At 71.9% G+C, this 14,498-nt stretch carries 15 protein-coding genes; 8 read left to right on the top strand and 7 right to left on the bottom strand.

Annotated features, from left to right (window positions below):
• The first annotated feature begins 98 nt into the window (after positions 1-98).
• Genes purF through arfB form a run of 3 tightly spaced genes read left to right on the top strand, consistent with a single transcriptional unit; the run spans position 99 to position 3,191 of the window.
• Complete coding sequence (gene purF, locus ISP_RS46280) at positions 99-1,625, top strand: amidophosphoribosyltransferase (protein ID WP_013230743.1); 1,527 nt, start codon at positions 99-101, stop codon at positions 1,623-1,625.
• 30 nt (positions 1,626-1,655) lie between these two features.
• Positions 1,656-2,726 (top strand): phosphoribosylformylglycinamidine cyclo-ligase, encoded by a 1,071-nt coding sequence (gene purM / locus ISP_RS46275; RefSeq protein ID WP_013230742.1) that lies wholly within the window; start codon positions 1,656-1,658, stop codon positions 2,724-2,726.
• A 48-nt stretch (positions 2,727-2,774) separates the two neighbouring features.
• Positions 2,775-3,191: an alternative ribosome rescue aminoacyl-tRNA hydrolase ArfB gene (arfB, locus tag ISP_RS46270; protein ID WP_013230741.1), complete on the top strand. Its 417-nt coding sequence runs from the start codon at positions 2,775-2,777 to the stop codon at positions 3,189-3,191.
• Here the strand turns inward: arfB and ISP_RS46265 are convergent.
• From ISP_RS46265 to ISP_RS46255, 3 genes are all read right to left on the bottom strand, one after another.
• Positions 3,188-3,940: a GNAT family N-acetyltransferase gene (locus ISP_RS46265; RefSeq protein ID WP_013230740.1), complete on the bottom strand. Its 753-nt coding sequence runs from the start codon at positions 3,938-3,940 to the stop codon at positions 3,188-3,190. The genes arfB and ISP_RS46265 overlap by 4 nt on opposite strands.
• Positions 3,941-4,117: 177 nt before the next feature.
• Complete coding sequence (locus tag ISP_RS46260) at positions 4,118-4,774, bottom strand: VanZ family protein (RefSeq protein ID WP_013230739.1); 657 nt, start codon at positions 4,772-4,774, stop codon at positions 4,118-4,120.
• Positions 4,775-5,040: 266 nt separating this feature from the next.
• The gene (locus tag ISP_RS46255; protein WP_013230738.1) at positions 5,041-5,949 is read right to left on the bottom strand and encodes a Gfo/Idh/MocA family protein; all 909 of its coding nucleotides are present in this window, start codon (positions 5,947-5,949) and stop codon (positions 5,041-5,043) included.
• Positions 5,950-6,026: 77 nt separating this feature from the next.
• Here ISP_RS46255 and ISP_RS46250 point away from each other — a divergent pair, with 77 nt between their 5' ends.
• From ISP_RS46250 to ISP_RS46235, 4 genes are all read left to right on the top strand, one after another.
• On the top strand, positions 6,027-6,659 hold the full coding sequence (locus tag ISP_RS46250) for a hypothetical protein (protein WP_013230737.1): 633 nt from the start codon (positions 6,027-6,029) through the stop codon (positions 6,657-6,659).
• A complete protein-coding gene (locus ISP_RS46245; protein WP_161790914.1) occupies positions 6,649-7,716 on the top strand; it encodes a CbiQ family ECF transporter T component in 1,068 nt (355 codons plus the stop codon). Before ISP_RS46250 ends, ISP_RS46245 begins: the two co-directional genes overlap by 11 nt.
• Entirely contained in the window at positions 7,713-9,311 is a 1,599-nt protein-coding gene (locus ISP_RS46240; RefSeq protein ID WP_013230735.1) for an ABC transporter ATP-binding protein, read from the top strand. Before ISP_RS46245 ends, ISP_RS46240 begins: the two co-directional genes overlap by 4 nt.
• A gap of 456 nt (positions 9,312-9,767) precedes the next feature.
• On the top strand, positions 9,768-10,589 hold the full coding sequence (locus tag ISP_RS46235) for an ECF transporter S component family protein (RefSeq protein WP_013230734.1): 822 nt from the start codon (positions 9,768-9,770) through the stop codon (positions 10,587-10,589).
• Here the strand turns inward: ISP_RS46235 and ISP_RS46230 are convergent.
• Together ISP_RS46230 and ISP_RS46225 are read right to left on the bottom strand one after the other, a co-directional pair.
• Positions 10,580-11,434: a 3-hydroxybutyryl-CoA dehydrogenase gene (locus tag ISP_RS46230; RefSeq protein ID WP_194295265.1), complete on the bottom strand. Its 855-nt coding sequence runs from the start codon at positions 11,432-11,434 to the stop codon at positions 10,580-10,582. The genes ISP_RS46235 and ISP_RS46230 overlap by 10 nt on opposite strands.
• Positions 11,435-11,584: 150 nt before the next feature.
• Positions 11,585-11,773, bottom strand: a complete 189-nt coding sequence (locus ISP_RS46225) for a DUF3073 domain-containing protein (protein ID WP_013230732.1) — start codon at positions 11,771-11,773, stop codon at positions 11,585-11,587.
• Positions 11,774-11,980: 207 nt separating this feature from the next.
• On the opposite strand from ISP_RS46225, the gene ISP_RS46220 reads away from it, so the two are divergent.
• Entirely contained in the window at positions 11,981-12,877 is an 897-nt protein-coding gene (locus ISP_RS46220) for a hypothetical protein (protein WP_014467854.1), read from the top strand.
• 99 nt (positions 12,878-12,976) lie between these two features.
• Here the strand turns inward: ISP_RS46220 and ISP_RS46215 are convergent, their stop codons facing one another.
• Together ISP_RS46215 and ISP_RS46210 are read right to left on the bottom strand one after the other, a co-directional pair.
• The gene (locus ISP_RS46215; protein WP_013230730.1) at positions 12,977-13,909 is read right to left on the bottom strand and encodes an asparaginase; all 933 of its coding nucleotides are present in this window, start codon (positions 13,907-13,909) and stop codon (positions 12,977-12,979) included.
• Positions 13,906-14,469 (bottom strand): RsiG family protein, encoded by a 564-nt coding sequence (locus ISP_RS46210; protein WP_013230729.1) that lies wholly within the window; start codon positions 14,467-14,469, stop codon positions 13,906-13,908. The genes ISP_RS46215 and ISP_RS46210 overlap by 4 nt, the downstream gene beginning before the upstream one ends.
• Positions 14,470-14,498: the final 29 nt, after the last annotated feature.

Here is a 14,498-nt window from a genome sequence, read left to right as displayed (position 1 = left end):
CGTCCGAAGTGGTCAGAACCACGCCGGGCGGGGCCTGACGCATGTCCGGACCGTCTACACTGAAAACGGCCTGACCACGTCTTCCCAGGAGCTCCTCGGTGGTTTCCGACCCGCAAGTCGTGTCCGACCAGCCCGACCCGGAACCTCGTGAGGAGTGTGGCGTCTTCGGCGTCTGGGCTCCCGGGGAAGAAGTCGCGAAGCTGACCTACTACGGCCTCTACGCCCTGCAGCACCGGGGCCAGGAGGCCGCCGGCATCTCCGTCTCCGACGGCTCGCAGATCGTGGTCTTCAAGGACCTCGGCCTGGTCAGCCAGGTGTTCGACGAGCAGATCCTGCAGTCGCTGCAGGGGCACATCGCCGTCGGGCACTGCCGGTACTCGACCACCGGCGCGACCATCTGGGAGAACGCCCAGCCGATCTTCCGCACCACCGCGACCGGCAGCGGCCTCTCCTTCGCGCACAACGGCAACCTCGTCAACACGGCCGAGCTGCGCGAACGCACCATCGAAGCGGGGCTCAAGCCGCACGCGGGCCTGACCGGCTCGTCCAGCGACTCCGACTTGATCTGCGGCCTGCTCGCCGCGAACGCCGCCGACAAGGGCATCGAGGCCGCGGCCATGGAGCTGCTGCCCACCCTGAAGGGCGCCTTCTGCCTGGTGTTCGCCGACGAGAACACGCTTTACGCGGCGCGTGACCCGCACGGCGTGCACCCGCTGGTGCTCGGCAGGCTCGAGCGCGGCTGGGTCGTCTCGAGCGAGACGGCGGGCCTCGACATCGTCGGCGCGTCCTTCGTCCGCGAGGTCGAGCCCGGTGAACTGATCGCCATCGACGCCGCGGGCCTGCGCTCGTCCCGGTTCGCGAACCCGGACCCCAAGGGCTGCGTCTTCGAGTACGTCTACCTCGCCCGCCCCGACACGACGATCGCCGGCCGCGGCGTGCACGCCACCCGCGTCGAGATCGGCCGCCGCCTCGCCTCCGAGCAGCCGGTCGAGGCCGACCTCGTGATGCCGGTGCCGGAGTCGGGCACCCCGGCCGCGATCGGCTACGCGCAGGGCTCCGGCATCCCCTACGGCACCGGCCTGGTGAAGAACGCCTACGTCGGGCGCACGTTCATCCAGCCGTCGCAGACCATCCGCCAGCTGGGCATCCGGCTCAAGCTGAACCCGCTGCGCGACGTCATCCGCGGCAAGCGCCTGGTCGTGGTGGACGACTCGATCGTCCGCGGCAACACCCAGCGCGCGCTGGTCCGGATGCTGCGGGAGGCCGGCGCGCTCGAGGTGCACGTCCGGATCGCGTCGCCGCCGGTGCGCTGGCCGTGCTTCTACGGCATCGACTTCGCCTCGCGGGCCGAGCTGGTCGCGAACGGCGTCGACCTCGACGGCATCCGCCGCTCGATCGGGGCCGACTCGCTGGGCTACATTTCGCTGGACGGCCTGGTCGCGGCCACGGAACAGCCGAAGTCGCGGCTGTGCACGGCGTGCTTCTCGGGCGAGTACCCGATCCCGCTGCCGGAGGACGCGTTGATCGGGAAACACCTGCTCGAAAGCCTCGACGCGGTCAATGGCGCGGCGACTCCCGTCAGCCCCGCCGGGTACGGTGCCGAAGACGCCGTCCGGCGTCCCTAGCAGTTCCTTCCAGTAGGGAGTCCTTCCACCGTGAGCGAGTCCACGAGCGCCACGTACGCCGCCGCCGGCGTCAGCATCGACGCCGGCGACAAAGCCGTCGAGCTGCTCAAGCCGCACGCCGAGCGGGCGACGCGGCCCGAGGTCATGGGTGGCGTCGGCGGTTTCGCCGGGCTCTTCTCCCTGAAGCTCGACAAGTGGAAGGAGCCGGTGCTCGCGTCGTCCACCGACGGCGTCGGCACGAAGATCGCGGTCGCGCAGGCGCTCGACAAGCACGACACCGTCGGCATCGACCTGGTCGCGATGGTGGTCGACGACCTGGTCGTGACCGGTGCCGAGCCGCTGTTCCTGCAGGACTACATCGCCGTCGGCAAGGTGCACCCGGAGAAGATCGCCGCGCTGGTCGGTGGCATCGCCGAGGGCTGCGTCCTGGCCGGCTGCGCGCTGCTCGGCGGCGAGACCGCGGAGCACCCGGGCCTGATGGGTGAGCACGACTACGACATGTCGGCCACCGGCGTCGGCGTCGTCGAGGCGTCGCAGCTGCTCTCGCCGGAGAAGGTCCGTCCGGGTGACGTCGTGCTGGCTCTCGGTTCGTCGGGCCTGCACTCGAACGGCTACTCGCTGGCCCGGCACGTGCTGCTGGACATCGCCCGGATGCCGCTCGGCGGGTACGTCGAGGAGTTCAGCCGCACCCTCGGCGAGGAGATGCTGGAGCCGACGCGGATCTACGCGAAGGACTGCCTCGCGCTCGCCGCGGAGACCGAGGTCCGGACGTTCGCGCACATCACCGGCGGCGGCCTGGAAGCCAACCTCGCCCGGGTCATGCCGCGCGGCCTGGTCGCCCGGCTCGACCGCGGCACCTGGACGCCGGCGCCGGTGTTCGCGGTGATCGGCCAGCGCGGCAAGGTCGAGCGCAGCGAGCTGGAGAAGACGTTCAACATGGGGGTCGGCATGGTCGCGATCGTCGGCGCCGAAGACGTCGACCGGGCGCTGGCCATGCTGACCGCGCGGCACGTCCCGGCGTGGGTGCTGGGCGACGTCCAGCCCGCCGAAGACGTCGACGGCCCGCGCGCGGTGCTCTCGGGTGATCACCCCCGCTTCTGAAACGTCCTTGCTCGCGGCTGTCACACTTGAGGTGTGGCAGCCGAAGACGTGGTGGTCGGCTCCCGGTTCACGATCCCGGGAGCCGAGTTGAGCGAGCGCTTTTCGCGCTCGTCCGGCCCGGGTGGGCAGGGCGTGAACACCACCGACTCGCGGGTGGAGCTGTCCTTCGACGTCGCTGCGTCGCCGTCCATCCCCGAGCACCTGCGTGACCGGGTGCTGACCGGGCTCGGCTCGCGGCTGGTCGACGGCGTCCTGACGATCGCCGCCAGCGAACACCGGTCGCAGCTGCAGAACCGCGAGGCAGCGCGCGGCCGGCTGGCGAACCTCCTGCTCGACGCGTCGGCGCCGCCGCCCGCCAAGCGGCGCCCCACGAAGCCGTCCCGCGGTTCTAAGGAGCGCCGCCTGGCGTCGAAGAAGCGCCGGAGCGACGTGAAACGAGGCCGCTCCGGCCGCTTCGAGGACTAACTCAGCGAGAGGTGCACGCACTCGCCCGCCGGCCGGCAGCCGACGCGGGCGTAGACGTTTCCGATCCCGAGGTCACCGGGGGTGAGGAACGCCGTGTGGGCGCCCGCCTCGTGCACCTCGCGGGTGAGGTGCGCGGTGAGCGCCGCGGCGATCCCGCGGCCGCGATAAGGGTCGACCACGGCAATCCCGGCGATTTCGGTGGTGCCTTCGACGATTTCGAGCGCGAGCCCGCCGCCGACCACCGTCTTCGTCGCGAGATCCTCCGCCAGGAGGTGCCGCACTCCGGCTTGCCGACCGGCTTTCAGGTGTTCGACCTCTTCGTCGCCGATTTCCGCGGGTTCGCCGAACGCCGTGTTCTGCGCCGACCGCATGCGCCGGAAGTCCTCGGCGGACTCCGGCACCCGCAGCCGGATCCCGGCCGGCACCGGCTTGTCGACCCGCGCGGCCGGCGCGCACGTCATCAGCGGTACCCGTCGTTCGAGCTCGTACCCCGCCTCGACCAGCAGTTTCTCCAGGTCGGGTGCGACGTCGGTGAAGTACTCCAGCCGCGGGAGCAGGTCCCGCCGCCGGTAGGCCGCGGTCAGCGCGTCGATCTCGGCCGCCGTCGGCTGCGCGCCGTCGTCCGGGATCGCATAGTTGAGCATCGGGTGGGGCGTGCCCGGCGAGTAGGTGGCGAGGAACGGGCCGACCTGCTCGGTCTCGCGGCCGCGCGGCGCCGTCGTGCGGACATAGGCCTGAATAGCGGACATGTGAGCCTTTCGAAAAGCACGTCAAGGAACCGCGGCCCTCGGAACGGGCACGCGGACTGGTCGCTGGGCGTCGGGCCTAGCGGGGGCCGACGCCGGAGACGGCGCCAGGCATAGGCAGTCATTCCTTGAAGTCGAAGTGGCTCTTCGAGGCCATGGTCGCACGGCCGGCAACCGGATTTACCGGCGTTCCGGGTGCGCGATGGCCGCATAGCGCGTGTCCCAGACCGATCTGGGCACCCGCAGCGTGCGCGTCGGAGCTTCGCAAATGGCGCGGCGCGGCTGCGGGATCGCCACCGGCACCGGCGGTGCCGCGTCCAGCGTGCGCCAGCCCCGGCGGCTCAGTGTCGCGCCGAGCGTCGCGCCCGCCGTGTTGAGCAGGATGTCGTCGGCCGACGTCACGCGGCCGGTGTGGATCAGATATTGCGTACCTTCCATCAGCACGGACGCGGCCAGCGCGGCCAGTGCGATCCGCAGCAGCGTGCGCAGGCGGCGGATCCGCAGCGGGAGCAGCGCGCCGAGCGGGCCGAGCAGCAGGACGTTGCCGACCACCTGCCAGAGTGATCCGTCGCTGCTGAGCGCGGCGGTGACGTCGGCGCCGGGCACGAGGTCCAGCGTGCTCTCGGCCGAGCCGCCGACGGGCATCGTGACCAGGCAAAACACCAGGAAAGCGACGAGGAAGACAGTACAGTCGACGGCGGCCGTCGCGCTCGCGCGGCGGCCGCTCATTCTCCGGCGGCGCCTCGCCGCGAGCAGTGGCCAGCCGAGCAGCGCGTACGGCAGCGCGATGGCCGAAATCGGAAGCATCCCCCAGAAGGCGCGCAGCAGAGCTCCCATGCGCCTCCCTTCTCGAACCCCTCAAGACCTTCGGTGCGCAGTACATCGACCCCTTGCAAGATCACCTTCGCATCACAAGATCGACTCGGCATTTCGAGCCGACCGCACTATTCGGTGATCTTTCCGGTGGCGCCGATTGTTCTGCCGTGGTTCGGTCAGGGGGCACACTGTCCACAGTGGAGCCTGTGGACAACCTGTGGATGAATTCGGCGGGGAAGCGTGAAGGCGTTGCGGCGCAACGGAAAGGCGTGAGGCTGCCCTGTGTACTACTTCGCGGCCAGTTCGCGCGCCTGCTCGAGCAGCCGCTGGAGGTGCAGACCGCGCCGGACGTCGCACGGGTGCGTCGTCGTGCCGCTCGCGATCATCGCCGCGAAGTCGTCCAGCAGTGCGGTGTAGGACTCCTGCGCGGAGCCCGGTTTGCGCCCGAGCGTCCGGTAACCGTGCTCTCCCCAGACCGCGACTTCGACGACCGTCGGCTGCACCGGCAGCCGCAGCGAGAGCGTGGCCGTGCTGACCACGCCGCCGTCGTGCGCCAGCATCAGGTGCCAGAGGTCGCCGGGGCTCCGCCGGGCCGCCACCACCTCGGTGATCGGGCCGAGCGCGGCGTCCAGCATGTCGAGGGCGTGCGGGCCGATGTCGGACAGCGCGCCGCCATCGTCCTGCCGCCATTCCGAGGCGGCGTACTGGCCGCCCAGCAGCGCGCCGGACAGCCAGCGCGCACCGCCGCCCGCCCAGCCGCCCGCCTGGGCGAGACCGGCGAGCCACTCCTGGGTCTGCGCCGAGTAACGCAAGGTCAGCATCACGAGCGCGGCCACGTCGGCGCCCGCGACCGCGTCGGCCAGCCGGCGCGCGCCGTCGAGATCGGCAGCGATCGGCTTCTCCAGGATCAGGTGCTTCCCGGCCTCGGCGGCGCGCACGCCCAGCTCGGCCTGGATCGACGGCGGAACGGCGAACGCGACCGCGTCCACCTGCTCGAACAGCTCTTCGACGCTGCCGGCGGCGGTCGCGCAGTGCGTCTCCGCAAGCGTTTGCGCCGCCTCCGGCCGCCGGGCCCAGACCGCGGTCAGCGCCGTGCCGGGGTGATCCGCCAATCCGGGCGCGTGGATCGTCGTCGCCCACGGGCCGGCACCGATCAGGCCGACGCGCAGCTGTCCGTCCGCGATGAGCTGTCCCACGGCCCGCAGTCTAGGTGTGTCCCGCGTCGCTTCGGAACCGCACCTGCGGCGGCGGCCGGCGTGGTTAAAGTGCCTGCATGGTCGCCTTCCGTCTCGCCGTTGCTTCCGCCGTGCTGCTCGCCGCCGGTCTGATCGGTGTCGCGCCCGCTTCGGCGACGGGCACCGAGGGGGCCTGCCCGGCGGGCGGCGGCGTGACGGTGGTCGTCGATTTCGGCGACCTGGGCCCCGGGTCACTGGTCCGCTGCGCCGCCGGGACGCCCGCGAACGGCATCGCGGCCCTGCAGGAGGCCGGGATCGACGTGGCAGGCTCGCAGAAGTACGGCCTCGCCGTGGCCTGCCGGATCAACGGCAAGCCCGGCCCCGACGTCGAGTCGTGCGCGGGGATGCCGTCGGCGACGGCGTACTGGAGCTACTGGCACGCCTCGGCCGGCGGCAGCTGGACGTCGAGCCACGAGGGCGCTCAGACGGCCAAACCGGCGCCCGACGGGTTCGAAGGGTGGGCGTTCGCGCGGCCGAAGTCCGCGAACGACCTCCCGGCGCCGCCGCGCGTGCCGCCGGTCCGGCAGGCCGGGACGGCTGTCCCGGACGTCTCGAAGGCCGGCGAAATCGACTTCCCGTGGGGCTTCGTGATCGGCGTCGCGGTGCTCCTGGTCCTCGGGGCCGCCGGAGTCTTCATCTCGTCGCGTCGCCGTCGCCGGCGTGAACCGTAGGGCCCTGCACCCCGGCGCCTGGTGGGCTTGGGCGCTCGCGCTGGCCGTGGCCGCGAGCCGGACGACGAACCCGCTGCTGCTCGGCCTGATCATCGCCGTCGCCGGGTTCGTCGTCGCGAACCGGCGGAGTGACGCGCCCTGGGCGCTGGCGTTCCGGCTGTACGTCTACGTCGGCGCGCTGATCGTCGCCTCGCGGGTGCTGTTCCGGATCCTGATCGGCGACGAAGACGGCGGGCACGTGCTGTTCACGCCGCCGCGGATCCCGCTCGCCGCCGGGTTGTCCCTGTTCGGGTCCGTGTCGGCGGAGGAGCTGCTCGGTGGTTTCTACGACGGTCTGCGGCTGGCGACGATGGTCGTCTGCGTCGGCGCGGCGAACGCCCTGGCCAACCCGAAACGCCTGCTCAAGGCGGTCCCGGGCGCGTTGTACGAGGTGGGCACGGCGGTGACGGTGGCGTTGACGGTCGCCCCGCAGCTCGTCGAGAGCGTCCAGCGCGTGCGGCGCGCCCGGCGGCTGCGGGCGGGCCGGACTCGCGGGCTGCGGGCGGTCAAGGGCATCGTGGTGCCGGTGCTGGAGGACGCGATGGACCGGTCCCTGCGGCTGGCGGCCGCGATGGATTCCCGGGGCTACGGCCGCCGGGCCTATCTCGGTGTGCGGCTGCGGGTGCTGATCGCGTCCTGCGTCTTGGCCGGGCTGGCCGGCGTGTGCGTCGGCGTCTACGGCGTGCTCGACGGGACGTCGTCCTGGCTCGGCGTGCCGTTGCTGGCGGCGGGGCTGGCCGTGGCCGTCGCCGGCTTCGTCCTCGGCGGCCGCCGGGTGCGGCGGACGGCGTACCGGCCGGACCGGTGGCGGTGGCCGGAGACGCTGGTCGTGGCGGCCGGCGTCGGGGCGTGCGCGCTGCTGTTCGCGACCGCGCGGATCGATCCGGGCCGGTTGTTCCCGTCGCTGAGCCCGCTGCGCTGGCCGGAGGTTTCCTGGGTGCACGTGGTGTCCGTGCTGGTCGCGGCGCTGCCGGCGGTCGTCGCACCGCCGCCGCCGTCGTTGGAGGTCGTCCGATGATCGAGTTTTCGCGGGTCACGGTGACCTACCCGGACGCCTCGCGGCCGGTGCTGTCGGACGTGTCGCTGCTGATCGAAGAGGGCGAGTTGTGCCTGGTCGCGGGGCCGACGGGGGCGGGCAAGTCGACGTTCCTCGGCACGCTCAACGGGCTCGTCCCGCACTTCACCGGCGGCCGGCTTTCCGGCCGGGTCGTCGTCGCCGGCTTCGACACGGCTCGGTACCCGCCCCGGGAGCTGGCTTCGGTCGTCGGCGTCGTCGGGCAGGACCCCCTCGCGGGGTTCGTGACGGACACCGTCGAGGAGGAACTCGCGTACGCGATGGAGCAGCTGGCGGTGCCGCCGGACGTCATGCGCAAGCGCGTCGAGGAGACGCTGGACCTGCTGGGCATCGCGGAGCTGCGCAACCGTCCACTTCGGACACTGTCGGGCGGTCAGCAGCAGCGCGTGGCGATCGGTTCGGTGCTGACGGCGCACCCGGCCGTCGTCGTGCTGGACGAGCCGACCTCGGCGCTGGACCCGACGGCGGCCGAGGACGTGCTGGCGGCGATCACTCGGCTGGTGCACGACCTGGGCACGACGGTGATCGTCGCGGAGCACCGGATGGAGCGGGTGGCGCAGTACGCCGACCGGCTGCTGTACCTGCCGGGCGACGGTTCGGTGCGCTCCGGACCGCCGGCCGAGATCTTGGCGACGTCGTCGATCGCACCTCCGATCGCCGAGCTGGGGCGGCTGGCGGGCTGGTCGCCGCTGCCGCTGTCGGTGCGGGACGCGCGGCGGGTCGCGGGGCCGCTGCGCGCTCGCCTTCAGAAATTGTCGGTGGTGGCTCGTAGTCTCTCGGTGACCGGTTCGGCACTGGATGTGAGAGGGGTGGTGGTCCGCTACGGAGATGTCCCGGCGGTGCGCGGGGTCGACCTGCGTGTCGGACCGGGCGAGGTGGTCGCGCTGATGGGACGCAACGGCTCCGGCAAGTCGTCGCTTCTCTGGGCGGTGCAGGGCAGCGGCCCGAGGTCGGCGGGGAAGGTCGACGTCGGTGGAGCGGACCCGGCAGCGCTCAAGCCACGAGTGGCCCGTCAGCGCGTGGGCCTGGTCCCGCAGACCCCGGCCGACCTGCTGTACCTCGATTCGGTGGACGCCGAGTGCGCACAGGCGGACACCGAGTCGGAGGTCCCGGCGGGAACGGCCCGGGCCCTGCTGGACAGGCTCGCCCCGGGAATCGCCGGTGAAGCGCACCCCGGCGACCTTTCGGAAGGGCAGCGACTGGCGTTGGTGCTGGCGATCCAGCTGGCGTCGGCCCCACCGCTGGTCCTGCTCGACGAGCCGACGCGCGGCCTGGACTACCACGCAAAACGGCGCTTCGCGGCAGCCCTGCGAGAGCTGGCCTCGCAGGGCCACGCGGTAGTGCTGGCAACGCACGACGTCGAGTTCGTGGCGACAGTGGCCGACCGCGTGGTGGTCATGGCCGAGGGCGAGGTGGTGGCCGACGGCCCGACGAAGGAGGTGATCGTCGCCTCGCCGGCCTTTGCCCCCCAGGTGGCGAAGATCCTGGCCCCGCAGCAGTGGCTGACGGTGGACGAGGTAGCGGAAGCGCTGGCATGAGCACGCGGAGGTTGGGGCGGGTGGGGAGGGGCGGGGGCGGGCGGGGGGCCGAAGCCCACGAGCGCATTCCGCCGCTGGTCTGCGGCCCGCGGTCGACGGTGCCCCGCTGGTGGGCCGTCGCTTGAGCGCTGGTCTGGGGGCTGCGGTTGGGCCAGCCGCGCAGCCGCGCGACCACTCCGGCGCCGACACTTGCCTCGCCGCTGTCGGCGCGCCGCAGGGGCCGGCGGACCCCGCTGCGCACTTCGACCTGCCGGGCCGGCTCCCGCGGAACAATCCCCCGCTGCTTAGCGTGGCGACCGAGGGGCTCGGGCCGCTCGGCGATGCCTCGCGGATTCCGGCGCCCACAGTCCGCCGCCAGCTCGCAGCCGCCGCACGACCGGCCGTTGCTCCGCGGATCTCGCCGGTCAGCCCAGGCCCATCCGCCGGCGCTCCCGAAGCGGCGGCGGTGACCCCGGCATGACCGACTTCCTCGGCCCACCGCCCCGCGCTGTCCGGCTGACTCCGCGGCCCGCGCTCATCCTCACCGTCGCGAGCCTCCTCGGGCTGGCCATGTTCTGCTGGCCTCTGCTCGCCCACCCCCAGCCGACCGCGGCCGCGCACTCCGCCGATGCCCCGTTCGTCTTCATGGCGACCCTGCCGGTGCTCATCCTGGTCGTGCTCGCCGAGCTCTCCCGGGGCGGCATCGATGCCAAGGCGCTCGCCCTTCTCGGCGTGCTCTCGGCCGTCAACGCCGGGCTTCGGCCTCTCGGCGCCGGTACCGGGGGTATCGAGCTGGTCTTCTTCCTGCTCGTGCTCGCCGGGCGGGTCTTCGGGCCCGGGTTCGGGTTCGTGCTCGGCTCGACGTCGCTGTTCACCAGTGCGCTGCTCACCGCCGGTGTCGGGCCGTGGCTGCCGTTCCAGATGCTGGCGTCGTCGCTGATCGGGCTCGGTGCCGGGCTGCTTCCGCGGAAACTGCGCGGCAAAGGCGAAATTGCCCTGCTCGTCGGCTACGGCGTCCTCGCCGCCTACTTCTTCGGGCTGCTGATGAGCCTGTGGTCGTGGCCGTTCCTCGCCGGGGACAGCACTCAACTCGGCTTCGTGCCCGGTGCGCCGCTGGCCGACAACCTGCACCGGTTCGCCGTCTACACCGTCGTGACGTCGACCCTCGGCTGGGACACCGGCCGCGCGATCACCAACGCGGTCGCGATCGTGCTGCTCGGGCCGGCCGTCCTGGCCGTGCTGCGGCGCGCCGCCAGGCGGGCCGCCTTCGATGCGCCCGTGACGTTCGGTCAGCCGTAGGAGTAGAAGCCTCGGCCGGTCTTCTTGCCGAGGAGGCCCGCGTCCACCATGCGCAGCAGCAGCGGCGGCGACGAGTACAGCGGCTCCTTGAACTCCGCGTACATCGAGTCCGCGATGGCCTTGATCGTGTCCAGCCCGATCAGGTCGGACAGCCGCAGCGGGCCCATCGGGTGGGCGGTGCCCAGCTCCATGCCGCGGTCGATGTCCTCGGCCGAGGCGAAGCCCGACTCGATCATCCGGATCGCCGAGAGCAGGTACGGCACCAGCAGCGAGTTCACGATGAACCCGGCGCGGTCCTGCGAGCGGATCACGGTCTTGCCCAGCGCCGTCGTCGCGTGCTCCTCCGCGCGGCGGGCGGTCTCCTCGCTGGTCAGCAGCGAGGGCACCAGCTCCACCAGCGGCAGCACCGGCACCGGGTTGAAGAAGTGGATGCCGACCACCTGCTGCGGCCGGCTCGTCGCCATGCCCAGCTTCATGATCGGGATCGACGACGTGTTGGACGCGAACAGCGCGTCCTCGGCCTCGACGATCTTGTCGAGCTGGCGGAAGACGTCGACCTTCGCCTGCTCCTGCTCGAGGATCGCCTCGATGATCAGGTCGCGGTCGGCGAACTCGGCGATGTCCGTGGTGAACCGGAGCCTGGCGAGCGCCGCGTCGGCGTCCTCGGTGGTCAGCTTGCCGCTCTTGACGCCGCGTTGCAGCGACTTCTCGATGCGCGCCCGGCCTGCGTCGAGCGCCGGCTGGTTCACCTCGGTGATCACGACGTCCAACCCGGACCGTGCGTGCACCTCGGCGATGCCGGACCCCATGAGGCCCGCCCCGACGACTCCAACCCGACTTACCACCGGCTCACTCCTTCATCGCTTCGCAGCCCGCGCGCCTCTTCCGGACACACTCGTCCGGAAGACACTGTGGACGCGATTGTGGGCAGCACGCGACGCGCGAGGGCGGTTGCCGGACGTGGCCCGGCTGCGCCCTCGCGCGGTTACGCGTGCTCAACGGCGGTACTCGTCGTACCCGTCGTCGTACGGGTCTGGATCCTCGCTGTCGGACTCCTCGTAATGACTACCCGAGGAATTACTCGACAGCTCGCGCTGCAAAGCATCGAAGTCGGTCTCGTGCGAGCTGTACTTGAGCTCACGCGCCACCTTCGTCTGCTTGGCCTTAGCCCGGCCGCGCCCCATGGCTCGACCCCCTCGCACAGGGGCGGGGCGGCCGGGGGAATCGGCGGCCCCGCATCGTCTCGACAATTCTTTCCTGGTCACACCGTACCGTGTCCGGGGGGTTCGATGCGACGTGGCACGGTGTGCCGGTCGCGACAGTGTTCGCCGGACACCGGTTACCGGCCGGTCGGTGGCGATCGGTGCAGGTAGACGTGCCACGATCTACCCGTGCTTCGTCCCTTCGTGGCTTACCTGCGGGTGTACGAACCGCTGCTCGCCCTTGCCGATCCGCCGGACGAGCGGCTGCGTGCGGCCGTCGCCGCGGCCAAGCTGCGGCGGACGGACGCGGGCGCGCGTGAGCAGGCCATGTGGCTCAGGTCACAGGTGGCCGCGCCGCGGCGGCTGCTGCCCGCCGAGCTCGCCGACGGCCGACCGGCGCCGAGCCTGCTGACCGACGTCCTGGTGCTCGATCCCGCGGACGTGCCCGGCGGCAAGGCCGGGCACGGCCCGCTCGTCTGCCCGCTTGAGCTGCGGGCCCGCTCGGCGGCCGCGCTGGTCACCTTCCTCGGCGACGCGCACCCGGCGCTGAAGAACGTCGTCCTCGACGAAGGCGGCTTCACCCAGGAGACGATCCGCGCGCGGACGAAGTCGGCGATGGTGGACCTGAGCACGTCGGCGGCGCACACGTTGTCGACGACCTGGACCGTCCCGCTGCCGTGGTTCGTGCTGATCGAGCCGGAAGAGCGGCGCCTGGTGCTCGGGAACGGCCGCGCCGACCCCCAGCGCGAGCTGTCCTGGCGGGCGACCCTCGCCGACGCGCAGCACCGCGCCCGCGAGGCCGGCGAACTGCTGGAGCAGACCTTCGGCGACTCCGGACCGGGCCGCGTGCTGTTCGAGACGCGCCGGTGGCTGGACAACTTCCACGCGGACTCGGTGGTCGAGCTCGACTACGGCGGCTTGGTGCAGCTGTTCACGGACCCGGTCCTGGAAGCCGACAACACGGCCGACGAGGTCCACGACATCCTGGACGCCCTGCGCTCGGGCAACGTCGAGGAGCTGGCCGAACTGTTCTCGGACCTGCGGGAGTTCTGGGGCGACGTGGCCGCCCGCGAACGCGCCAACTAGGGGACAACCGGACGGCCCGGTGGCTTTCCGCCCCGGAACTGTCGGTGCCTCCCGGTAGCGTGGAAAACGGGGGCTGCTCAGCAAGGCCACCGCCGTCCGTCAGCGCAGCTGCGGCACCCGGATCTCGCTTACCGCACGCCCGCCACCGGACACGATCGGCCGGCCCAGTTCCGCCAGCCCCGACACGTCGGCCCCGAGGTACCGCAGCGCCTCCACCGCCAGCGGCGCGCAAGCCCGCTTCGCGCCGTCGTCCATCTTCATCGCCACCGCGAACCCGTCCGGCAGCGCGAACGCCTGGACGCCCTCCGCGCCGGCCTTGGCGACCAGACCCTCCACACCGGACATCAGCGCCGTGTCCTCGCGTCCCGTCCCCGCCACCAGCCACGGGTGCGCCCGCATCGCCGAAGCCACTTCCGCCGAAGGGCCCTCGGAAGCACCGGCGATCCGGCCGAAAGCCCGAGCCAACCCCGTCAGGGAGAACGCGAACAGCGGCGCGCCACAGCCGTCGACACCCGTGTGGGCGATCGGCTCGCCGGTCAGCTCCGCAACGCACGACGCGATCGCCTGCTGCAGGGGATGGTCCGGCGCGGAGTACCCAGCCACCGGCCAGCCGGCCCGGACGCACGTCGTCAGCATCGCCGTGTGCTTGCCCGAGCAGTTCATCAGCACCCGGCGCGGCTCGGCCGCGTCGCGCATGCTCGGCACGTGGAGGGGGAAGTCCGGCGGGCACGCCAGGTCGTCTTCGCGCAGGCCGGCCGCCTCGAGCAGCTCCAGCACCCGCTTCACGTGGCCGGGCTCGCCCGAGTGGGACGCGCACGCCAGCGCCAGATCTTCGCCCGTGAAGTCCAGGCCTGCGCGCAGCATGCCGACCGCCTGCAGCGGCTTGTTCGACGACCGCGGGTACACCGGCGAGACCACGTCTCCCAGGGCCAGCCGAACCGAACCTTCCGGGCCGGTGACCACGAGCGCGCCTCTGTGGACGCTTTCGACGAAGCCGGAACGGACGACTTCGGCGAGCACGGGGTTGGTCACTCGGCGCGGCCACCCTCGTTCTCCAGCAGCTCGTCCACTGTGGCCGATCCCTGCTGGTAGCGCCGGGCGATCTCCGCGTTCAGCGTGTCCATCACGCCTTGGACCTCGCGGCGGAAGGACGACACCGACAGCTCTTCGCGCGCGTAGGTGTCCAAAGCGGAAGCGAGCTTCTCGTCCGACAGGGTCTCGACGTCGGTCAGGTCCGTGTCGCCGATCAGGGCCTCCGCGTGGCGGCGGTGCTCGCCGGCGCGGGAGGGCTCCAGCTGCTGGTGCCGTCCGGATCCCGCCGCGGGGCCCAGCGCGTTGTCGGCCAGGATCGTCGCCAGCTGGTCGACGATGCTCGCTTCGCCGCCGGAACTGCGCCGCGCCTGTTCCGCGCGCACGATGTCGATCCGGGCGTGCAGGAGCCGCCGCAGGTAGGAGAGGTCGGTCTCTTCCTGTGCGGCTTCGTCGCGCCGCTCGCGCAGCACCTTCAGCGGCAGTTCACCCAGGCCGCTGAGGTACCCCGGGCCGAGCACGCGGTCGATCCGCCGCCTGCCGCCGGGCCGCACTTCGATCACAGCGCAGTTTATCCCGGTTGAGCGTGATC

It is taken from the genome of Amycolatopsis mediterranei, assembly GCF_026017845.1.
In the GTDB taxonomy this organism is placed as follows: domain Bacteria; phylum Actinomycetota; class Actinomycetes; order Mycobacteriales; family Pseudonocardiaceae; genus Amycolatopsis; species Amycolatopsis mediterranei.
Note: the sequence above shows the minus strand (reverse complement) of the source record. Positions and strands in the feature narration are given on the sequence as shown.

What these genes read in the sequence shown, in the direction of transcription:
- ISP_RS46265 (WP_013230740.1), bottom strand. Translation starts at nt 3,940, where the DNA reads ATGTCCGCTATTCAGGCCTATGTCCGCACGACGGCGCCGCGCGGCCGC.
- ISP_RS46260 (WP_013230739.1), bottom strand. Translation starts at nt 4,774, where the DNA reads ATGGGAGCTCTGCTGCGCGCCTTCTGGGGGATGCTTCCGATTTCGGCC.
- ISP_RS46250 (WP_013230737.1), top strand. Translation starts at nt 6,027, where the DNA reads ATGGTCGCCTTCCGTCTCGCCGTTGCTTCCGCCGTGCTGCTCGCCGCC.
- ISP_RS46240 (WP_013230735.1), top strand. Translation starts at nt 7,713, where the DNA reads ATGATCGAGTTTTCGCGGGTCACGGTGACCTACCCGGACGCCTCGCGG.
- ISP_RS46235 (WP_013230734.1), top strand. Translation starts at nt 9,768, where the DNA reads ATGACCGACTTCCTCGGCCCACCGCCCCGCGCTGTCCGGCTGACTCCG.
- ISP_RS46225 (WP_013230732.1), bottom strand. Translation starts at nt 11,773, where the DNA reads ATGGGGCGCGGCCGGGCTAAGGCCAAGCAGACGAAGGTGGCGCGTGAG.